The organism is Massilia sp. PWRC2 (assembly GCF_049896725.1).
In the GTDB taxonomy this organism is placed as follows: Bacteria; Pseudomonadota; Gammaproteobacteria; order Burkholderiales; family Burkholderiaceae_D; genus JAFCUW01.
Genome location: NZ_JAFCUW010000002.1, coordinates 475865 through 492043, shown reverse-complemented (window position 1 = coordinate 492043; position 16179 = coordinate 475865). Strand labels below are relative to the sequence as shown.

Genomic DNA, 16179 nt, shown 5'->3' with positions numbered 1-16179 from the left:
GCGTCAGGGGCGTTACCGGCTTCAGAAGCGGGCGATCATGCCGATGCCGAAAGCGCGCGGGCTGTCGCCCGGGGCCAGGTAGGCGTTCTCGGTGCCGCTGTTATTGCTGTAGACGGGCGCCTGGCCGAGGTTGATGCTTTGCTGGGTGCTGTTGCGGATCTTGGTGAAATACACATACGGCGTCAGGAAACGGTTGAGCGCGTAGGTGGCGCCGACCGACCATTGTTTGGCGCCGAAGTCGCCGGGAGAGGCGAAGGTGGTGTTTTTCAGCTCGCCCAGTTTGGCGTAAGACGCCATCAAGGTGGCGGCGCCAAACTCCTGGGTCAAGGAGCCCATCACCGAATTTTGCTTCACGCGGCCATCGATGGTGCCCACATAAAAGTTGCCGGGGGTGGGCACAGTGACGCTCTGGAAGCCATACTTGGCTTGCTCGAAGCCCAGGCCCAGCGTGGTGTTGCTCGGCAAGCGATAGGTGCCCAGCACTTTCATGAAATCGGTCTTGGCGCCATCGACATCGGTCGTGCGAAAGCCGAAGCCGTTGATCAGGCGGCTGGTATCGACGCCGGTGTTGTTCTGGCGGTCAAAACCGGCGCCGATGGCGAACGGGCCGACGCTGTATTTGATGGCCAGCGCATAGCGGCTGCGGTTGGTGTTGCTGGCCTGCTCTTCATCGAAACCGTAAGAGCCGCCCACCTGCACGCCGTACCACACGGGCGAGAGGTAATGGGCCGAATTTTTATAGCGTGCTTCGCCGCGCGAGAAGGCGGAATCGGCATTGCCCGACACTTGCGCCGAGGTGTTGTTCCACACATCGAGACCGTGCGTGGTCAAGCCGAGGTTGCCGCCGAGGGCGCCGCCGGAGCCGACCAGGCTGCGATACACCGAGTCATTATTGCCGACCAAGAAGGTGCCGAAGCGCACGCTTTCGATCCCGACATAGGTGTTGCGCGAGCTCAGCGTGGCCGATTCGCCACGGCTGTTGACGCCGCCCTGGTCGAAATTGTTCATCGCCGCTTCGATCTGCCAGATGCCTTTCAGATCTGCATCGACGCTGATATTGCCGCGAAAGCCGATCCGCGAATTGCCGTCAGAAACACGGCCGCGCGCGCTGTACGGGGTGGCGCCGCCGGTCGCTTCGACCGATTCGAGCTGGCCGTTGAGGAAACCGTAGATGCTGGTGTCGACCCGCAGGCCGCCGACGCTGGTGGCAACTGGCAAGCTCTGCGCCTGGACCAGGCCCGCCAGACTGGCCAGACTGGTCAAAACAGCGGCGGCGAGGACGGTTTTTCTGGTGGAAAATGTGATGGTATGCATCGTCTCTTTTTCTCTCTCGTAGGTGGTCAGGTGGCCGGTGGGATTGCAGGTATCAAGAAACAGTTAAAACAGCGAACCAGGACGGGCTCAGGCGCGCGCCGGCACGCCCAGCGGCGCGCTTTCGCGCACCATGCCAAAGACGACGATGCAGGCGATGATGTCGAACACCGACAGCACCACGAACAGCGGGCTGTAGCCCACCACGGTGACGAGCACGCCGAACAGCAGGGTGAACAGGGTCGCCCCCAGGTAGCCCGACATGCCGGCCAGTCCAGTGGCGGTGGCCACTTCGTTCTTGCCGAAGGAATCGGAGGTGATCGCGTACAGCGCGCCGGACAGGGTCTGGTGAGCAAAGCCACCCAGGCACAGCAGGGCAATCGCCGTGTAGGGGCTGTCGGCCAGGCCCAGGCAGCCGGGCCCGATCATGGCCAGCGCACCGACCGCCATCACCCATTTGCGCGAATTGAACAGCGACACATCAAAGTACTTATGGAACAGGGGCGACAGGTAACCGCCCAGCACGCAGCCGATATCGGCGGCCAGGAACGGCAGCCAGGCGAACAGGGCGATTTCCTTGATGTTCATGTGGCGCTCGGTGGCCATGTACAGGGGAATCCAGGCATTGAAGGTTTGCCAGGCCGGTTCCGACAAAAAGCGCGGGATGGCGATCGACCAGAAGCTGCGGGTGCGCACGATGGCTTTCCAGGACGCCTTGGCGGGCACACCGTGCTGGTATTTGGCTTCCTGGCCGGCCAGAATATAGTCGCGCTCGCGGTCCGACAAATGCTTCTGGTCACGCGGATGCTTGTAGAACAGCATCCACAACAGCGACCACAGGATGCCCAGCACGCCGACCACGACAAACGCCCACTGCCAGCTGGCATGCAGGATGGTCCACACCACCAGTGGTGGCGCGCACAGGGCGCCGATCGAGGAGCCGATATTGAACCAGCCGATGGCCACCGAGCGCTCGCGGGCGGGAAACCATTCGGTGGTGGCCTTGACGCCGGCCGGGATGCCGGCCGCTTCGGTCAGGCCCAGCAGGCCGCGGAACAACGCCATGCTCTGCCAGCCGGTGGCCAGCGCCGCGCTGGCGCAGGCGAGCGACCAGGCCAGCGCAAACATGGCAAAGCCCAGCTTGGTGCCGACGGCGTCGAGCACATAGCCGGCCACCGGCTGCATCAGCGCATAGCACACTTGCCAGGCCACCACGATGTAAGAATACTCGCGGGTGCTGATGTGCAGGTCGGCCATCATGGTGGGCGCCGCCACCGACAGCGTATTACGCGCCAGGTAATTGACGATCAGGCCGAACGTGACCATCGCGACCATCCACCAGCGCATGCCTTTGATTTTTTTCATACTGTCTCCTGCTCATTTGCGGGCCGCTGCGCGCCAATCGCGTGCGGCCTCTGCTCTGTTCTTAAAACGTGTTGCAGTAATAAATCGTTTATTCCATGTGCTGTTGCAGCGCCGCCCGCATGCCCTCGCGCACGATGGTGCCCAGCGCTTCGGTCAGCGCCGTGGTCAGGCCCGGCACGGTATTCAAGTCACGCCCCCACACGCTGCAGTTGGCCAGCCAGCCGATGGCCAGCTCGCGCATCCCTGCTTCGCCCGTCAGCACGCGCGCCCACGCTGCGGCGAACCAGGCCAGGTGGGCCGCGTCGTCGGACAATTCGATGACGCTGCCGCGATAGAGCACCATGGTGGCGGCCAGCGCCAGCACCAGCCGGCGCGGCAAGCGGCCGTTGTTGAGTGCGGCGTACTGCAACAGTTGCGGCATCACGCGGGCGGCAAATTTGCTCCAGCTATTCAGGGCAATCGAGGCCAGCCGGTGTTCAATCGCCGGGTTATGAAAGCGCCGCAGCACCTCGGCGGCGAACGCCTGCAGGGGCGCGCGCTCCATGTTCAGCGCGGGAATGATTTCTTCATCGATGGCGGCGCTCAGCCAGGCGCCGACCTGGGCATCGGCCACCGCCTGCCCCACCGATTCCAGGCCGGCGAGCAAGGCCACCGGCACCAGGGTGGTGTGGCCGCCGTTGAGAATGCCGACCTTGCGTTTTTTATAGGGCGCGATGTCGTCGACCAGTTCGATGTTCAGGCCGGCACCGGCCAGCTTGAGTTCGCTGGCCAGGCTGGCCGGACCGGCGATGACGAACAAATAGTAATATTCGGCCGCCACCAGGAACTGGTCGCGGTAGCCCAGTTCGGCTTCGACAGCAGCGGCTTCGGCCGCCGGGTAGCCGGTGACGATGCGGTCGACCAGGGTCGAGCAAAAGTGGCAGGCGGCGTCGAGCCAGCCGCTAAAGGCGGCGCCCAGCTGCCACCGGCGGGCGAAGTGCTGCACGGCGCGTTGCAGGGCCGGGCCGTTGTCGTCGATCAGCTCGCATGGCAGCACGATCACGCCCTTGTCGAGGGCGCCGTCGAAAGCCTGGTAACGTGCCCATAACAGCTGGGTCAGCTTGGCGGGGAAGCTGCCGGCGGGGGTATCGTCGAGACGGTCGCTGTCGTTGATGGCGATGCCGGCCTCGGTGGTATTCGAGACGATCAGGCGCAAGTCCGGGTTGGACGCCTGCGCAATAAAGTCGGCAAACATGGTGCGCGCATCGATTTCGCGCTGCACGCAATCGACCAGGCGGGTGTGCCGCACTGGTGCGCCGGCTTCGTCGAGGCCGCGTACCAGCACGGTAAATAAGCCATCCTGCACATCGAGCAGCGGCACGCTGCTGCCACCGCGCGGGCGCACCACCACCACGCCGGCGTTGAGGCCTGAGCGCTCGTTGAGCAGGTCGATCTGCCAGTCAAAAAAGCCGCGCATAAAATTGCCCTGGCCGAACTGCAAGATCTTGATGGGGAGCGCGAACGGCGCGCTGCGGTGGAGTGTTTGCATGGACTAATCAAAAAACAGGGAGCACGGAACGCGCGCAATCAGAGTGAAATGTCACGCTTCCAGAAAATAAAATCGTATTGCTGCAGGCGGTCCGCCTTGCACTGGTACTTGCCGCCGGCGGTGGCCACCACCATGTCGAACAGGCCGCGCGCCACGTGTGGCAGCGGCGCCCCTTCGATGATGGGACCGCAGTCGTAGTCGATCAGGTCGGCCAGCTTGGTGGCCACCCGGGTGTTCGACGAAATTTTCAGCACCGGCACGATGGGGTTGCCGGTGGGCGTGCCCAGCCCCGTGGAAAACAGCACCACGTTGGCGCCCGAAGCGACGATGGCGGTGACGGATTCGACGTCGCCGCCCGGTGTGCACAGCAGCGACAGGCCGGGGGCGGCAGTTTGCTCGCCGTAGTCGAGCACGGCGACGATGGGCGAGGTGCCGCCCTTCTTGGCCGCGCCCGCTGATTTCATGGCGTCGGTAATCAAGCCGTCGCGGATATTGCCGGGGCTGGGATTGTCGGCAAAATGGGTGCCGACGGCCAGCGCACGCGCTTCGAAATCGCGCATCATGGTCACGAAGCGGCGCTTGTCGTCGTCATGCACGCAGCGCTCGATCAGGCTCGCTTCGACGCCGCACAGTTCGGGAAATTCGGCCAGCAGTGACGAGCCGCCGCAGGCGACCACCATGTCCGACACATAGCCCATGGCGGGGTTGGCGGAAATGCCGGAAAAGCCGTCCGAGCCGCCGCACTTGACGCCGATTTTCAGGTGCGACACCGACACCGGCTGGCGCACCACCTTGTTCGCTTCCTTCAGCTGCGCCAGGGTATCTTGCAACACTGCCTTCATCATGGCCGCTTCGCTGTCCCACTGCTGCTGCTCGTAAATGAGCACCGGCTTGGCAAACGCCGCATTCTGCTTGGCCAGGGCGTCCTTGAACATGCCGATCTGGGCATTCTGGCAACCCAGCGAAAACACCGTGATACCGGCGACGTTCGGGTGGTCGGCGTAACTCGACAGGATACGGCACAGCGAGCGCGCATCGGCGCGGGTGCCGCCGCAGCCGCCGTTGTGGGTGATGATGCGCACGCCGTCCAGATTGGGGAATGGCCGCACCACCGGCTTCGGCGCCGCCATGTCTTCGCCCAGCAGGGAGAACGTCAAGGCCGCCAGGTCGTTGCTGCTGTAGCCGAGCGGGCCTTCGAGGGCATTGCGCAAGTGCTCGACGTTGCGGTTTTCGCAGAACACCAGCGGGAAGATCAGCCAGTAATTGGCAGTACCGACGCGACCATCGGCGCGCACCACGCCATCGAAGGTGGCAGCGGCGACATCGCTGATGTCGGGCGGCGTCCAGGTATACGGTACCGACTCGCCGATCTGCACTTCGGCCGCGTAGTGGGCCAGGTTCTCGGTGGTGACCGCTTCGCCGCGGCGGATCGGCTGCGTCGCCTTGCCGACCGGCACGCCATACATGATGAGGGTATCGCCGACGGCAAAGGCGTGGCGTGCCAGCTTGTGCTTGGTTTGCACGGGCGAGCTGATCAGGATGTTTTCATCGTTCCAGCTGACCACGTCGCCCGCTGCCAGGTCGCGCAGGGCGACCAGCATGCTGTCGTCGGGGTGAATACAGATCACTTTTTGCATGGCGGGGCCGTCTTACAGCTGAAAGAATTGTTTGGCGTTGTCGTAGCAAATGCCACGCACGATGGTCGACAGTGCGGCGAAGTCGTCCGGGTACTCGCCCGCTTCGACCCATTCACCGAGCTGGCGGCAAACCAGGCGGCGGAAATAATCGTGGCGCGGGTAAGACGCAAAACTGCGCGAATCGGTGACCATGCCGACGAACACGCCGAGCACGCTGTGATTGCCAAAGGCGACCAGCTGGGCCAGGTTGCCGGTCTTGTGATCGTTGAACCACCAGGCGGGGCCAAACTGCACCTTGCCAGCGACCGAGCCGTCCTGGAAGTTGCCGATCATGGTCGAGAGCACGTCGTTCATGGCCGGGTTCAGGTTGAACAGCATGGTCTTTGGCAAGGAGTCGTTGACGTCGAGCGCATCGAGCAGGCCGACCAGGCCATTGCTGGTGGTCATGTCGCCGATCGAATCGAAGCCGGTGTCGGGGCCCAAGGTATCGAGCATGCGGCGGTTGTTGTTGCGCATGGCGCCGATGTGCAGGCACATGGTCCAGTGGTAGCGGGCATACACGGCGCCGATCTGTTCGAGCAGTGCGCGCAGGTATTGCGACTGTTCGAGATCAGTCAGCAGTTCGCCGGCCAGGCGGCGGGCGAACATCGCTTCGACCTGTTCGGCAGTCGCCGCCTGCACTGGCAGGGCAATATCGATGGCGTGATCGGAAATGCGACCGCCACGGACGTGAAAGTAGTCGACGCGGGCGGCCAGCGCGGCGATCAGTTCGGCAAAGCTGCCGACCGGCATGGCGGCAACGCTCGCCAGGTGGGCGAGGTAATCGACGAAGCCGGGCTGGTTGATGCGCATCGCCTTGTCCGGCCGGTACGCGGGCAGCACGCGGGTCGACAGGCTCGACGCTGCGATTTCGGCGTGTTGCAGCAGGTCGTCGGCGGGGTCGTCGGTGGTGCAGGCGATCTCGACCTTGGCTTGCTCGAGCAGGCTCCAGGTGTCCATGGTGGCCAGTGTGGCGTTGGCCTGCTGCCAGATGGCGGCGGCGTTTTGCTCGTTGATGATCAGCTCGATATTAAAAATGCGGCGCAGTTCCAGGTGGCTCCAGTGGTAGATCGGGTTGCCGATGGCCAGTGGCAGCACCTTGCAAAAGGCGTGGAATTTTTCTTCGTCGGAACGCTCACCGGTAATGAATGCTTCGGCCACGCCGCAGGTGCGCATCAGGCGCCATTTGTAATGGTCGCCCGCCAACCACAGCTCGGCGATGTTGCGGAAGGTTTTACGGCTGGCGATTTCGCCCTGTTGCAAGTGCGAGTGGTAATCGATGACGGGCAGATCGGCTGCTACTTCGCGGTACAGCTTGCGGGCGACGTCGGTGGTGAGCAGGAAATCCTGGTTCATGAAGGGGGTCATGCAGCGTCTCCGGGAGAAATCTGGGCACATGTGACGACAGCGATGGTCGCCAGTTCTGATATATCAGAATAGTATTCCTAATATATCAGTTAGGCAAGCGCTCCTCTGTAACGGCGTATTCTTGCGAAATTGAAATTGGGAGGGGGGACAGGCACCCGCAGGGCGCCTGTCGCCGTTTGCAGGAGACACACAGCCGGGCCGAGCGGCCCAGCGGAAAAACTTAGCGACGCAACTTAGCGACGCAACTTAGCGACGTAACTGAGCAACGTAACTTAGCGACGCAACTTAGCGACCTAACTTAGCGGCGCAACTGCGCCAGATCGCGCACGGCGCCGCGGTCAGCCGAGGTGGTCAACGCCGCATACGCCTGCAGCGCCTGCGATACATAACGCACCCGTCCCACCGGCTGCCAGGCGTCGCGCCCGCGCGCATCCATGGCAGCGCGGCGCTGCACCAGCGTTTCCGGCGACACGCGCAAATTGATGCTGCGGTTGGGAATATCGATATCGACGGCATCACCCTCCTCCACCAGTCCGATGGCGCCACCCTCGGCCGCTTCCGGCGAGGCGTGGCCAATCACCAGGCCCGACGAACCACCGGAAAAGCGCCCGTCCGTAAACAGCGCACAGGCTTTCCCTAAACCTTTTGATTTGATATACGAGGTCGGATACAGCATTTCCTGCATGCCCGGCCCGCCTTTTGGCCCCTCGTAGCGGATGATGACGACGTCACCGGCGACGACCTTGTCGCCGAGGATCGCCTCGACCGCCGCATCCTGGCTCTCGAACACCCTGGCCTTGCCGGAGAATTTCAAAATGCTGTCGTCGACGCCGGCCGTCTTGACGATGCAACCCTTTTCGGCGATGTTGCCGTACAAGACGGCCAGGCCGCCATCCTGCGAATAGGCATGGGCGAGGTCGCGGATGCAGCCGCTGCTGCGGTCGAGATCGTTCTCTGCATAGCGCTCGGCTTGCGAAAACGCCACCTGGGTGGGCACGCCGCCCGGTGCCGCGCGAAACAGCTGGTGCACCGCAGGGTCATTGCTGCGGCTGATGTCGTAGCGCTCGATCGCCGCGCCCAGCGACGGGCTGTGGATGGTCGGCAGCGAGGTGTCGAGCAGGCCGGCGCGGGCCAGCTCGCCGAGAATGGCGATGATGCCGCCGGCGCGGTGGACGTCTTCGATGTGGTATTTGTCCGTCATCGGCGCCACCTTGCACAGGCATGGCACCTTGCGCGAAATGCGGTCGATGTCGGCCATGGTAAAGGCCACCTCGGCCTCGTGGGCCGCCGCCAGCAGGTGCAGCACGGTGTTGGTCGAGCCGCCCATCGACACATCGAGCACCATGGCATTCTCGAACGCCGCCTTGGTGGCGATCGAACGGGGCAGCACCGAATAATCGTCCTGCTCGTAATGGCGCCTGGCCAGTTCGACGATGATGCGGCCCGCTTTCAAGAACAGTTCCTTGCGGTCCGCATGGGTGGCGACGATGGTGCCATTGCCGGGCAGCGCCAGGCCCAGCGCTTCGGTCAGGCAATTCATCGAGTTGGCGGTGAACATGCCGGAGCAGGAACCGCAGGTGGGACAGGCCGAGCGCTCGATTTCGAGCACATCGGCATCCGACACGCTGCTGTCTCCGGCCTTGATCATGGCGTCGATCAGGTCGAGCTTGATGATTTTCTGGCCGCCATTGACCACCTTGACCACCTTGCCCGCTTCCATCGGCCCGCCCGAGACGAAGACCACGGGAATATTCAGGCGCATGGCGGCCATCAGCATGCCGGGGGTGATCTTGTCGCAATTGGAAATGCACACCATGGCGTCGGCGCAGTGGGCGTTGACCATGTATTCGACCGAATCGGCGATCAGGTCGCGCGACGGCAGTGAATACAGCATGCCGCCGTGGCCCATGGCGATGCCATCGTCGACGGCGATGGTATTAAATTCCTTGGCGACGCCACCGGCCGCCTCGATTTCACGCGCCACCAGCTGGCCCAGGTCTTTCAGGTGCACGTGGCCGGGGACGAACTGGGTGAACGAGTTGACGACGGCAATGATGGGCTTGTCAAAATCACCGTCTTTCATGCCGGTGGCGCGCCACAGGGCACGGGCGCCGGCCATGTTGCGGCCCTGAGTGGTGGTGTGGGAACGGTAGACGGGCATGGCAAACCTCTGGCAGATGGCGGGATGAGGCTTGCAGGGTGCCCTTTAATGCGCAAAATGTCCAATACTGGCGAAACGTCGCTGTGAGTCGCGCGACGACTCAGTGGAACTTTAAAGGCAGGGGACAGGCACCCCCGCAGGGTGCCTGTCCCCTGCCTGAAGCCCATCACTTCTCCGGCAGCAATTTGCCAATCACCAGCGCCAGCCCTGCGGCCAGCACCGCAATGCCAGCGGCCACATACCCCACATGCCCCGGTCCCCACGCTGCAATCGCCAGCCCGCCAATCACCGCCCCCAGCGCGATGCCGCCATTGGCTGCCGACACATTGATGGTGCCGGCCAGCGCCTGCGCCCCGGTGGCCGCCTTCATCACCCGGATCTGGCAGATCGGATACAGCGCGGTGTTGGCCACGCCCCACACCGCCAGCGCAGCGGCGAACCACAGGCTCACGCCGGCCAAGGCCATGCTGGCAGCCATGCCGGCGGCCAGCACAACACTAAACAGCGCGGTGGTGGCCAGTGGCTGCTGGTCGACCCACAGACCACCGAGCCAGTTGCCCAGCAAGCCGACGGCGCCAAAGCCCATCAGCCACCAGCCGACCTGCGCGGGGGCGATGCCGACCGCCTGTTCGAGCGTGTCGGCCAGGTAGGTGTAGCCGGTGAACATGGCAGTAAACACCAGCACCGACAGCGCCACATTGGCCAGCAACCGGGGCTGCTTGAGAATGCCAGCCTGCGCCCGCATCGACACGGCAGCACTGGCGCGCACCGTCGGCATGCTCCACATCATCAGCACGGCGATCACCAGCGACAGCGCCGCCAGCAGGGCAAAGGCGCCGCGCCAGCCGATGGCGTCAGACGCCAGCGTGCCCAGCGGAATGCCGAACAGCATCGCCGCCGAGATGCCCAGGTACACCGTCGAGACCGCCCTGCCGCCCTTGTCGGCACCGGCGATTTGCGCCGCCGTGTCGCTGGCGGTACCCCAGAACACCGGCAAGGCCAGCGCCGGCAGCAGGCGGGCAAGCGCCAGCACCCAGATATTCGGCGCCATGGCGGCGAGCGCATTGGATGCCGCAAACAGCAGCAGGATGCCGACAAACAGGCGCTTGCGGTCGATGTGGGCCAGCCACGCCGTCAACACCGGGCCGCACAGCATGACGACGACGGCAAACAGGGTCACCAGCTGGCCGGCGCTGGTGACTGCAATACCGAGGTCGCGCGACAGCGCCGGCAGCAGGCCGACGATCAAAAATTCGGTGGTGACGATGACGAAGGCGGCGATGGCCAGGATGGCGATGGCGGCGACCCCGCCCGTCTGCTGGGCTGGAACGGCGGCGCGATCGGCGCTGTGAGTGGATGCCATTGCGAGTATCTCCAAAATAAACTGGCAGCCATTGTATAAAGGATAAAAATTCTCTGCTGGGATATAATTTCCGCATAACTATAGAATTATTTTCCAGGATACCAATCGCATGAGCGCTGCAGATCGCCTGAAAGGGCTGGACACCTTTGTCACCGTGGCCGAGGCCGGCAGTTTTACGGCAGCGGCCGCCCGTCTCAATCTGACCAATTCGGCCGTTGGCAAGACCATTGCCCGGCTCGAACAGCGCCTCAAGCAGCAACTGTTCGAGCGCAGCACGCGGCACCTGGAACTGACCGATGCGGGCGCTGCCTTTCACGCCGTGTGTGTCAAAGTGCTGGGCGAACTCGAGGTGGCCGAACGCTTGCTGTCGGCGCAACACAGCGCGCCGTCGGGCCGCCTGCGGGTCGACATGCCGGCCACCTTCGGCCGCCTGCACGGGGTGCCGGCGCTGCTGGCGTTTGCCGCCCACTATCCCTTGGTGACGCCGCAGGTGTCGTTTACCGACCGCTTCGTCGACCCGGTCGAAGACGGCATCGACCTTGTCATCCGCATCGGCGGCGCCGACAGCTGGCCCGCCACGCTGGGCCAGCAATTTCTCGGCAATGAAGAATTAATTTTTTGCGCCGCCCCGGCCTACCTCGAACGGCACGGCAGCCCGGCCACGGTCGAGCAGTTGCTGGGCCATGCGGCGGTGCTGTACGGCAAAGCCGATGGCAGCAGCAGCCCCTGGCTGATCAAACAGGGCAAGGCGCCGCTGCTGCGCCAGCAGGTGCACGGACGCATCGTGCTGGGCCAGGCCGAGGCCCAGGTGGCGGCGGTGGAAGCGGGCTTCGGCATTGCCCAGCTGGCCACCTGGGTGGTGGCACAGTCGCTGCGCGAAGGCAGGCTGGTGCGCATCATGCCGGAGTTGACCACCGCCGGTTTGCCGCTGCACCTGGTGTGGCAACGCAGCCGTCAGCAGGCGCCGAAAGTGCACAGCCTGATCGCCCATTTCAGCGCCACCTTACACATCGGCACCAATTGAATCAGCGCTATCGAACCGATACCGACAATCAATCCACGCTATTGTACAAAGCTCCTATACTGGAACAACGCCCTTCCTCCACGTTTTTGCCCAGACAGGATCTCCCATGAGTACGGAAAATACAGAAACAAGCGCAGCAACATGTCCTTTCAAGGCCGCCGCCGGTGCCGGCAATACCAACCGCGACTGGTGGCCGCAGCAATTGCGCCTCGACCTGCTGCACCAGCACTCGACCAAATCGGACCCGATGGGTGCCGACTTTGACTATGCCGCAGCATTCAACAGCCTCGATCTGGCTGCCGTCAAACAAGACCTGACCGCCCTGATGACCGATTCGCAGGACTGGTGGCCGGCCGACTTCGGCCACTACGGCGGCCTGTTCATCCGGCTGGCCTGGCACAATGCCGGCACCTACCGCATCGGCGACGGTCGCGGCGGCGCCGGCCGTGGCCAGCAACGCTTTGCCCCCCTCAACAGCTGGCCCGACAACGTCAACCTCGACAAGGCACGCCGCCTGCTGTGGCCGGTCAAGCAAAAATACGGCGAAAAAATCTCCTGGGCCGACCTGTTCATTTTGTCCGGCAACGTGGCGCTCGAAAGCATGGGCTTTACCACCTTCGGCTTCGGCGGCGGCCGCCAGGATGTGTGGGAACCGGACCAAGACGTCTACTGGGGCCGCGAAGACAAGTGGCTGGCGGGCGACATCCGCTACGCCACCGGCTCACCCGGCACCAGCAAGCAACATGGCGTGCTGGTCAAGGACGACAACAGCCAGGTGCCGCACAGCCGCGACCTGGAAAACCCGCTCGCTGCCGTGCAGATGGGCCTGATCTATGTCAATCCCGAAGGACCGGATGGCAAACCCGATCCGCTCGCCTCGGCCGTCGACATCCGCGAAACCTTCGCCCGCATGGCCATGAACGATGAAGAAACGGTCGCCCTGATCGCCGGCGGCCACACCTTCGGCAAGACCCACGGCGCCGGGCCGGCCGAGCACGTCGGCAAGGAACCGGAAGCGGGCGAGCTCGAAGCGCAAGGCCTGGGCTGGAAAAGCAGCTTTGGCAGCGGCAAAGGCAGCGACGCCATTTCCAGCGGCATCGAAGTGACCTGGACCAGCACACCCACCCAGTGGAGCAACAACTATTTTGAAAACCTGTTCGGCTTCGAGTGGGAATTGACCAAGAGCCCGGCCGGTGCCTACCAGTGGGTGGCCAAGGGCGGCGATGGCTTGATTCCCGATGCGTTTGACGCCAGCAAGCGCCATCGTCCCACCATGTTGACCAGCGATATCGCCTTGCGGGTCGACCCCGCCTATGAAAAAATTTCGCGGCACTTTTTTGAAAACCCCGACGAATTTGCCGATGCCTTCGCCCGCGCCTGGTTCAAGCTGACCCACCGCGACATGGGTCCGCGTGCCCGTTACCTCGGTGCGGAAGTGCCGGCCGAAATCATGATCTGGCAAGACCCGGTGCCGCCGCTCGATCATGCGCTGATCGATGCGCGCGATATCGCCACCCTCAAGCGCGCGGTGCTGGCCTCGACGCTGACGCTGTCGCAACTGGTGTCGACCGCCTGGGCCTCGGCCTCGACCTTCCGCGGTTCCGACAAGCGCGGCGGTGCCAATGGCGCGCGCGTGCGGCTGGCGCCGCAAAAGGACTGGGCCGTCAATCAGCCCGAGCAGCTGACCCACGTGCTGGCCGTGCTCGAAGCGATCCGCAGCCAGTTCAATGGTGCGCAGACCGGTGGCAAGCATGTCTCGCTGGCCGACCTGATCGTGCTGGCCGGTAGCGCCGCCGTCGAACAGGCCGCCGCCAACGGTGGCCATACGGTCAGCGTGCCGTTCAAGCCCGGCCGCACCGACGCCTCGCAGGAACAGACCGATGTCCATTCGTTCGAAGCGCTCGAGCCGCTGGCCGATGGCTTCCGCAATTACCAGAAGGCCCATTACAGCGTGGCAGCCGAAGCCCTGCTGGTCGACCGCGCGCAACTGCTGACCCTGACCGCGCCGGAAATGACGGTGCTGGTGGGTGGGCTGCGGGTACTGGGCACGAATGTGGGCCAGACCAGCGACGGCGTCTTCACCCGCCACGCGGCCACCTTGAGCAACGATTTTTTCGTCGAACTGCTCGACATGAACACCGAGTGGCTGGTCTTGTCGACCGACAAGGAACGCTTCATGGGACGCGATCGCAAGACCGGCGAAGAAAAATGGACGGCCTCGCGCGTCGACCTGATATTCGGCTCGCACGCGCAACTACGCGCGATTGCCGAGGTGTATGCCAGCGCCACCGCGTCAGCGAAGTTTGTCGCCGATTTCGTGGCGGCGTGGGCCAAGGTGATGGATCTCGACCGCTTTGAGTAAACGCTAGCGGGCCCGCCCGGCAAGCGAACCAGCCCAACAGGCCCGTGCAATCCACGGGCTTTTTTCATCTGCGCACGAGGCTGTGGCGAGCGTTTCATCAGCGCGACAGAAGTTGCAAACTGGAAAATTCCTGTTGCGTAAAAAGTTTCCCAGAGATAGCATTTACGCCTGCACTTTTGGTTACAAAGCAATGCAAACCGTGACTATTCTGTCATCGGTCATACCAGCCTCAGGCCGAAACGCAGCCTCGGGCGCCGCCGCAAGCCGCACACCACAAGTAAAAAAACCCCAACAACACCGGGGATCAGCACATGAAAAAATTGAATCAAGCGTTGGCAATGCTGTCCTGCACCGCCGTTCTGACCGCCTGCGGCGGCAGCGACAGCACGGCGCCCGCCAGCGCGGCCGCCGGCAGCACCCCACCGGCAAGCGCGTCCACCACCGCCGGCTACCTGCCGGTCAAGGGCGACAGCGCAGCGTACATCGACACCCGCCTGCAAATTACCTTCGTTACGGCGCCGCAACCGGGCATCGGCGGTACCATCAAGGTCTATAAGGCAGCCGACAACAGCCTGGTCGACACCATCGATGTCAGCGCGTCCATCGTCACCGCCGGTGGCGAAACCCAGACCGTGACCCCTTACGGCAATACCGAGATCGATCAGATCGGCAAAAGCGTGGCCAGCCTCACCCAATGGCGCTACGTCTATTACCAGCCGGTGACGGTGGCGGGCAACGTCGCCACCATCAAGCTGCACGACGGTGTGCTGGCCTATAACACCGATTACTATGTGACCATGGACCCGGGCGTACTGGCAGGCAAGGTCAACGGCGCCGGCCTGAACGCCATCACCGGCAGCAAGGGCTGGGCCTTCCATACCAAGAACGCCCCCGCTGCGCCCACCGCGGTCACCGTCGACGACGATGGTCCCGCCGACTTCCGCAGCGTGCAGGGTGCTCTGAACTGGATCATGGCCAATGGCTGCGTGGCCACCTGCACCAATGCGGCCGACGCCAAGACCGTCACCATCAAGAACGGTGACTACAATGAAATGCTGTTCCTGCGCAACGTCAACAACCTGACGATCACCGGCGAAAGCCGGGCCGGCGTGGTGGTCCACTACGACAATTACGAGTCTTACAACCCCAGCACGGGCGGCAGCAAGACGGCCGTACAGACCACCCTGACCAATGAGCAGGGCGCCACCCGCCGCTCGCTGGGCGGGGGGCGCGCGGTGCTGCTGGTCGAGGCTGCTGACCTGCTCAAGCTGAACAACTTCACGCTGAAAAACACCCACGTCAAGCAAGCTATTTATAACAATCAGGCTGAAACGATGTACTTCAACAGCGCCACACTCAACGGCAGCCGCCTGATCGCCACATCGATGAATTTCATCAGCGCGCAAGACACCATCCAGACCAAAGGCTGGGCCTGGTTCTACCAGTCGTATATCGCCGGCGACGTCGACTTTATCTGGGGCTCGCCATTTGCCGCCGTGTTCGAGCAGAGCGAGCTGCACACGGTGTTCGATCCGACCGGCGCCGCCCTTGGCCCTTACTCGGGCGATTACCTGTTCCAGGCGCGGGCCGCCTTCGGCTATCCCGGTTTCGTCGTCCTCAACAGCAAATTGACGGCCGATGCCAACGTCCCGGCAGGCAGCACTTACCTGGCCCGCTCGGGCGGCCTGACGGTGGCGAATGGCTACTGCAATACGCTCTACACCAGCGGCAGCTTCTCCAATCCAAACCTCGGCTGCGACAATATCGCCTTCGTCGGCAACCAGGTCGGCCCGCATATCGCCACGGTCGGCTGGTACACCCAGCCGCTGCCTGATCCCACCACTGCCACTGCCACCACCGGCTGGCGCGAGAGCGGCAGCGTCACTGCCAGCGGCAGTGTGGCCGATATCAGCGGCCGCGCCAGCAGCGCGAGCACCAGCGCCGACCCCACCGGCGTGAGCAACCGCACTGCCATCTTCGGCGGCTGGAACAGCGGCGCCGGCTGGCAGCCGACGCCCTGA

The 16179-nt window shown here is 63.6% G+C and carries 10 protein-coding genes; 3 read left to right on the top strand and 7 right to left on the bottom strand.

All coding sequences use genetic code 11. From position 1 onward, the window contains the following. Window positions 1–21: 21 nt before the first annotated feature. The 7 genes from ACP7BZ_RS06990 to ACP7BZ_RS06960 all read right to left on the bottom strand — a co-directional run bounded on the left by ACP7BZ_RS06990 (window position 22) and on the right by ACP7BZ_RS06960 (window position 10772). Window positions 22–1314 (bottom strand): porin, encoded by a 1293-nt coding sequence (locus ACP7BZ_RS06990; RefSeq protein ID WP_426111420.1) that lies wholly within the window; start codon window positions 1312–1314, stop codon window positions 22–24. A gap of 87 nt (window positions 1315–1401) precedes the next feature. Continuing rightward, window positions 1402–2676 carry an MFS transporter gene (locus tag ACP7BZ_RS06985; protein ID WP_426111418.1) on the bottom strand — a complete coding sequence of 425 codons (1275 nt, stop codon included), beginning with the start codon at window positions 2674–2676 and terminating at the stop codon, window positions 1402–1404. A gap of 88 nt (window positions 2677–2764) precedes the next feature. Next, window positions 2765–4204, bottom strand: a complete 1440-nt coding sequence (locus tag ACP7BZ_RS06980) for a tagaturonate reductase (protein WP_426111416.1) — start codon at window positions 4202–4204, stop codon at window positions 2765–2767. A 38-nt stretch (window positions 4205–4242) separates the two neighbouring features. Beyond that, a complete protein-coding gene (locus tag ACP7BZ_RS06975; protein WP_426111414.1) occupies window positions 4243–5841 on the bottom strand; it encodes a UxaA family hydrolase in 1599 nt (532 codons plus the stop codon). Window positions 5842–5853: 12 nt separating this feature from the next. After that, complete coding sequence (uxaC, locus tag ACP7BZ_RS06970; protein WP_426111412.1) at window positions 5854–7248, bottom strand: glucuronate isomerase; 1395 nt, start codon at window positions 7246–7248, stop codon at window positions 5854–5856. Window positions 7249–7546: 298 nt separating this feature from the next. Further along, window positions 7547–9409, bottom strand: a complete 1863-nt coding sequence (gene ilvD, locus ACP7BZ_RS06965; protein WP_426111410.1) for a dihydroxy-acid dehydratase — start codon at window positions 9407–9409, stop codon at window positions 7547–7549. 166 nt (window positions 9410–9575) lie between these two features. Continuing rightward, window positions 9576–10772, bottom strand: a complete 1197-nt coding sequence (locus tag ACP7BZ_RS06960) for an MFS transporter (RefSeq protein WP_426111408.1) — start codon at window positions 10770–10772, stop codon at window positions 9576–9578. 109 nt (window positions 10773–10881) lie between these two features. Here ACP7BZ_RS06960 and ACP7BZ_RS06955 point away from each other — a divergent pair, with 109 nt between their 5' ends. The 3 genes from ACP7BZ_RS06955 (at window position 10882) to ACP7BZ_RS06945 (ending at window position 16179) form a co-directional block, all read left to right on the top strand. Further along, window positions 10882–11796: a LysR substrate-binding domain-containing protein gene (locus tag ACP7BZ_RS06955; RefSeq protein ID WP_426111406.1), complete on the top strand. Its 915-nt coding sequence runs from the start codon at window positions 10882–10884 to the stop codon at window positions 11794–11796. Between the two features lie 106 nt (window positions 11797–11902). Further along, window positions 11903–14158: a catalase/peroxidase HPI gene (gene katG / locus ACP7BZ_RS06950; protein ID WP_426111404.1), complete on the top strand. Its 2256-nt coding sequence runs from the start codon at window positions 11903–11905 to the stop codon at window positions 14156–14158. A 311-nt stretch (window positions 14159–14469) separates the two neighbouring features. Further along, complete coding sequence (locus ACP7BZ_RS06945) at window positions 14470–16179, top strand: pectate lyase (protein ID WP_426111402.1); 1710 nt, start codon at window positions 14470–14472, stop codon at window positions 16177–16179.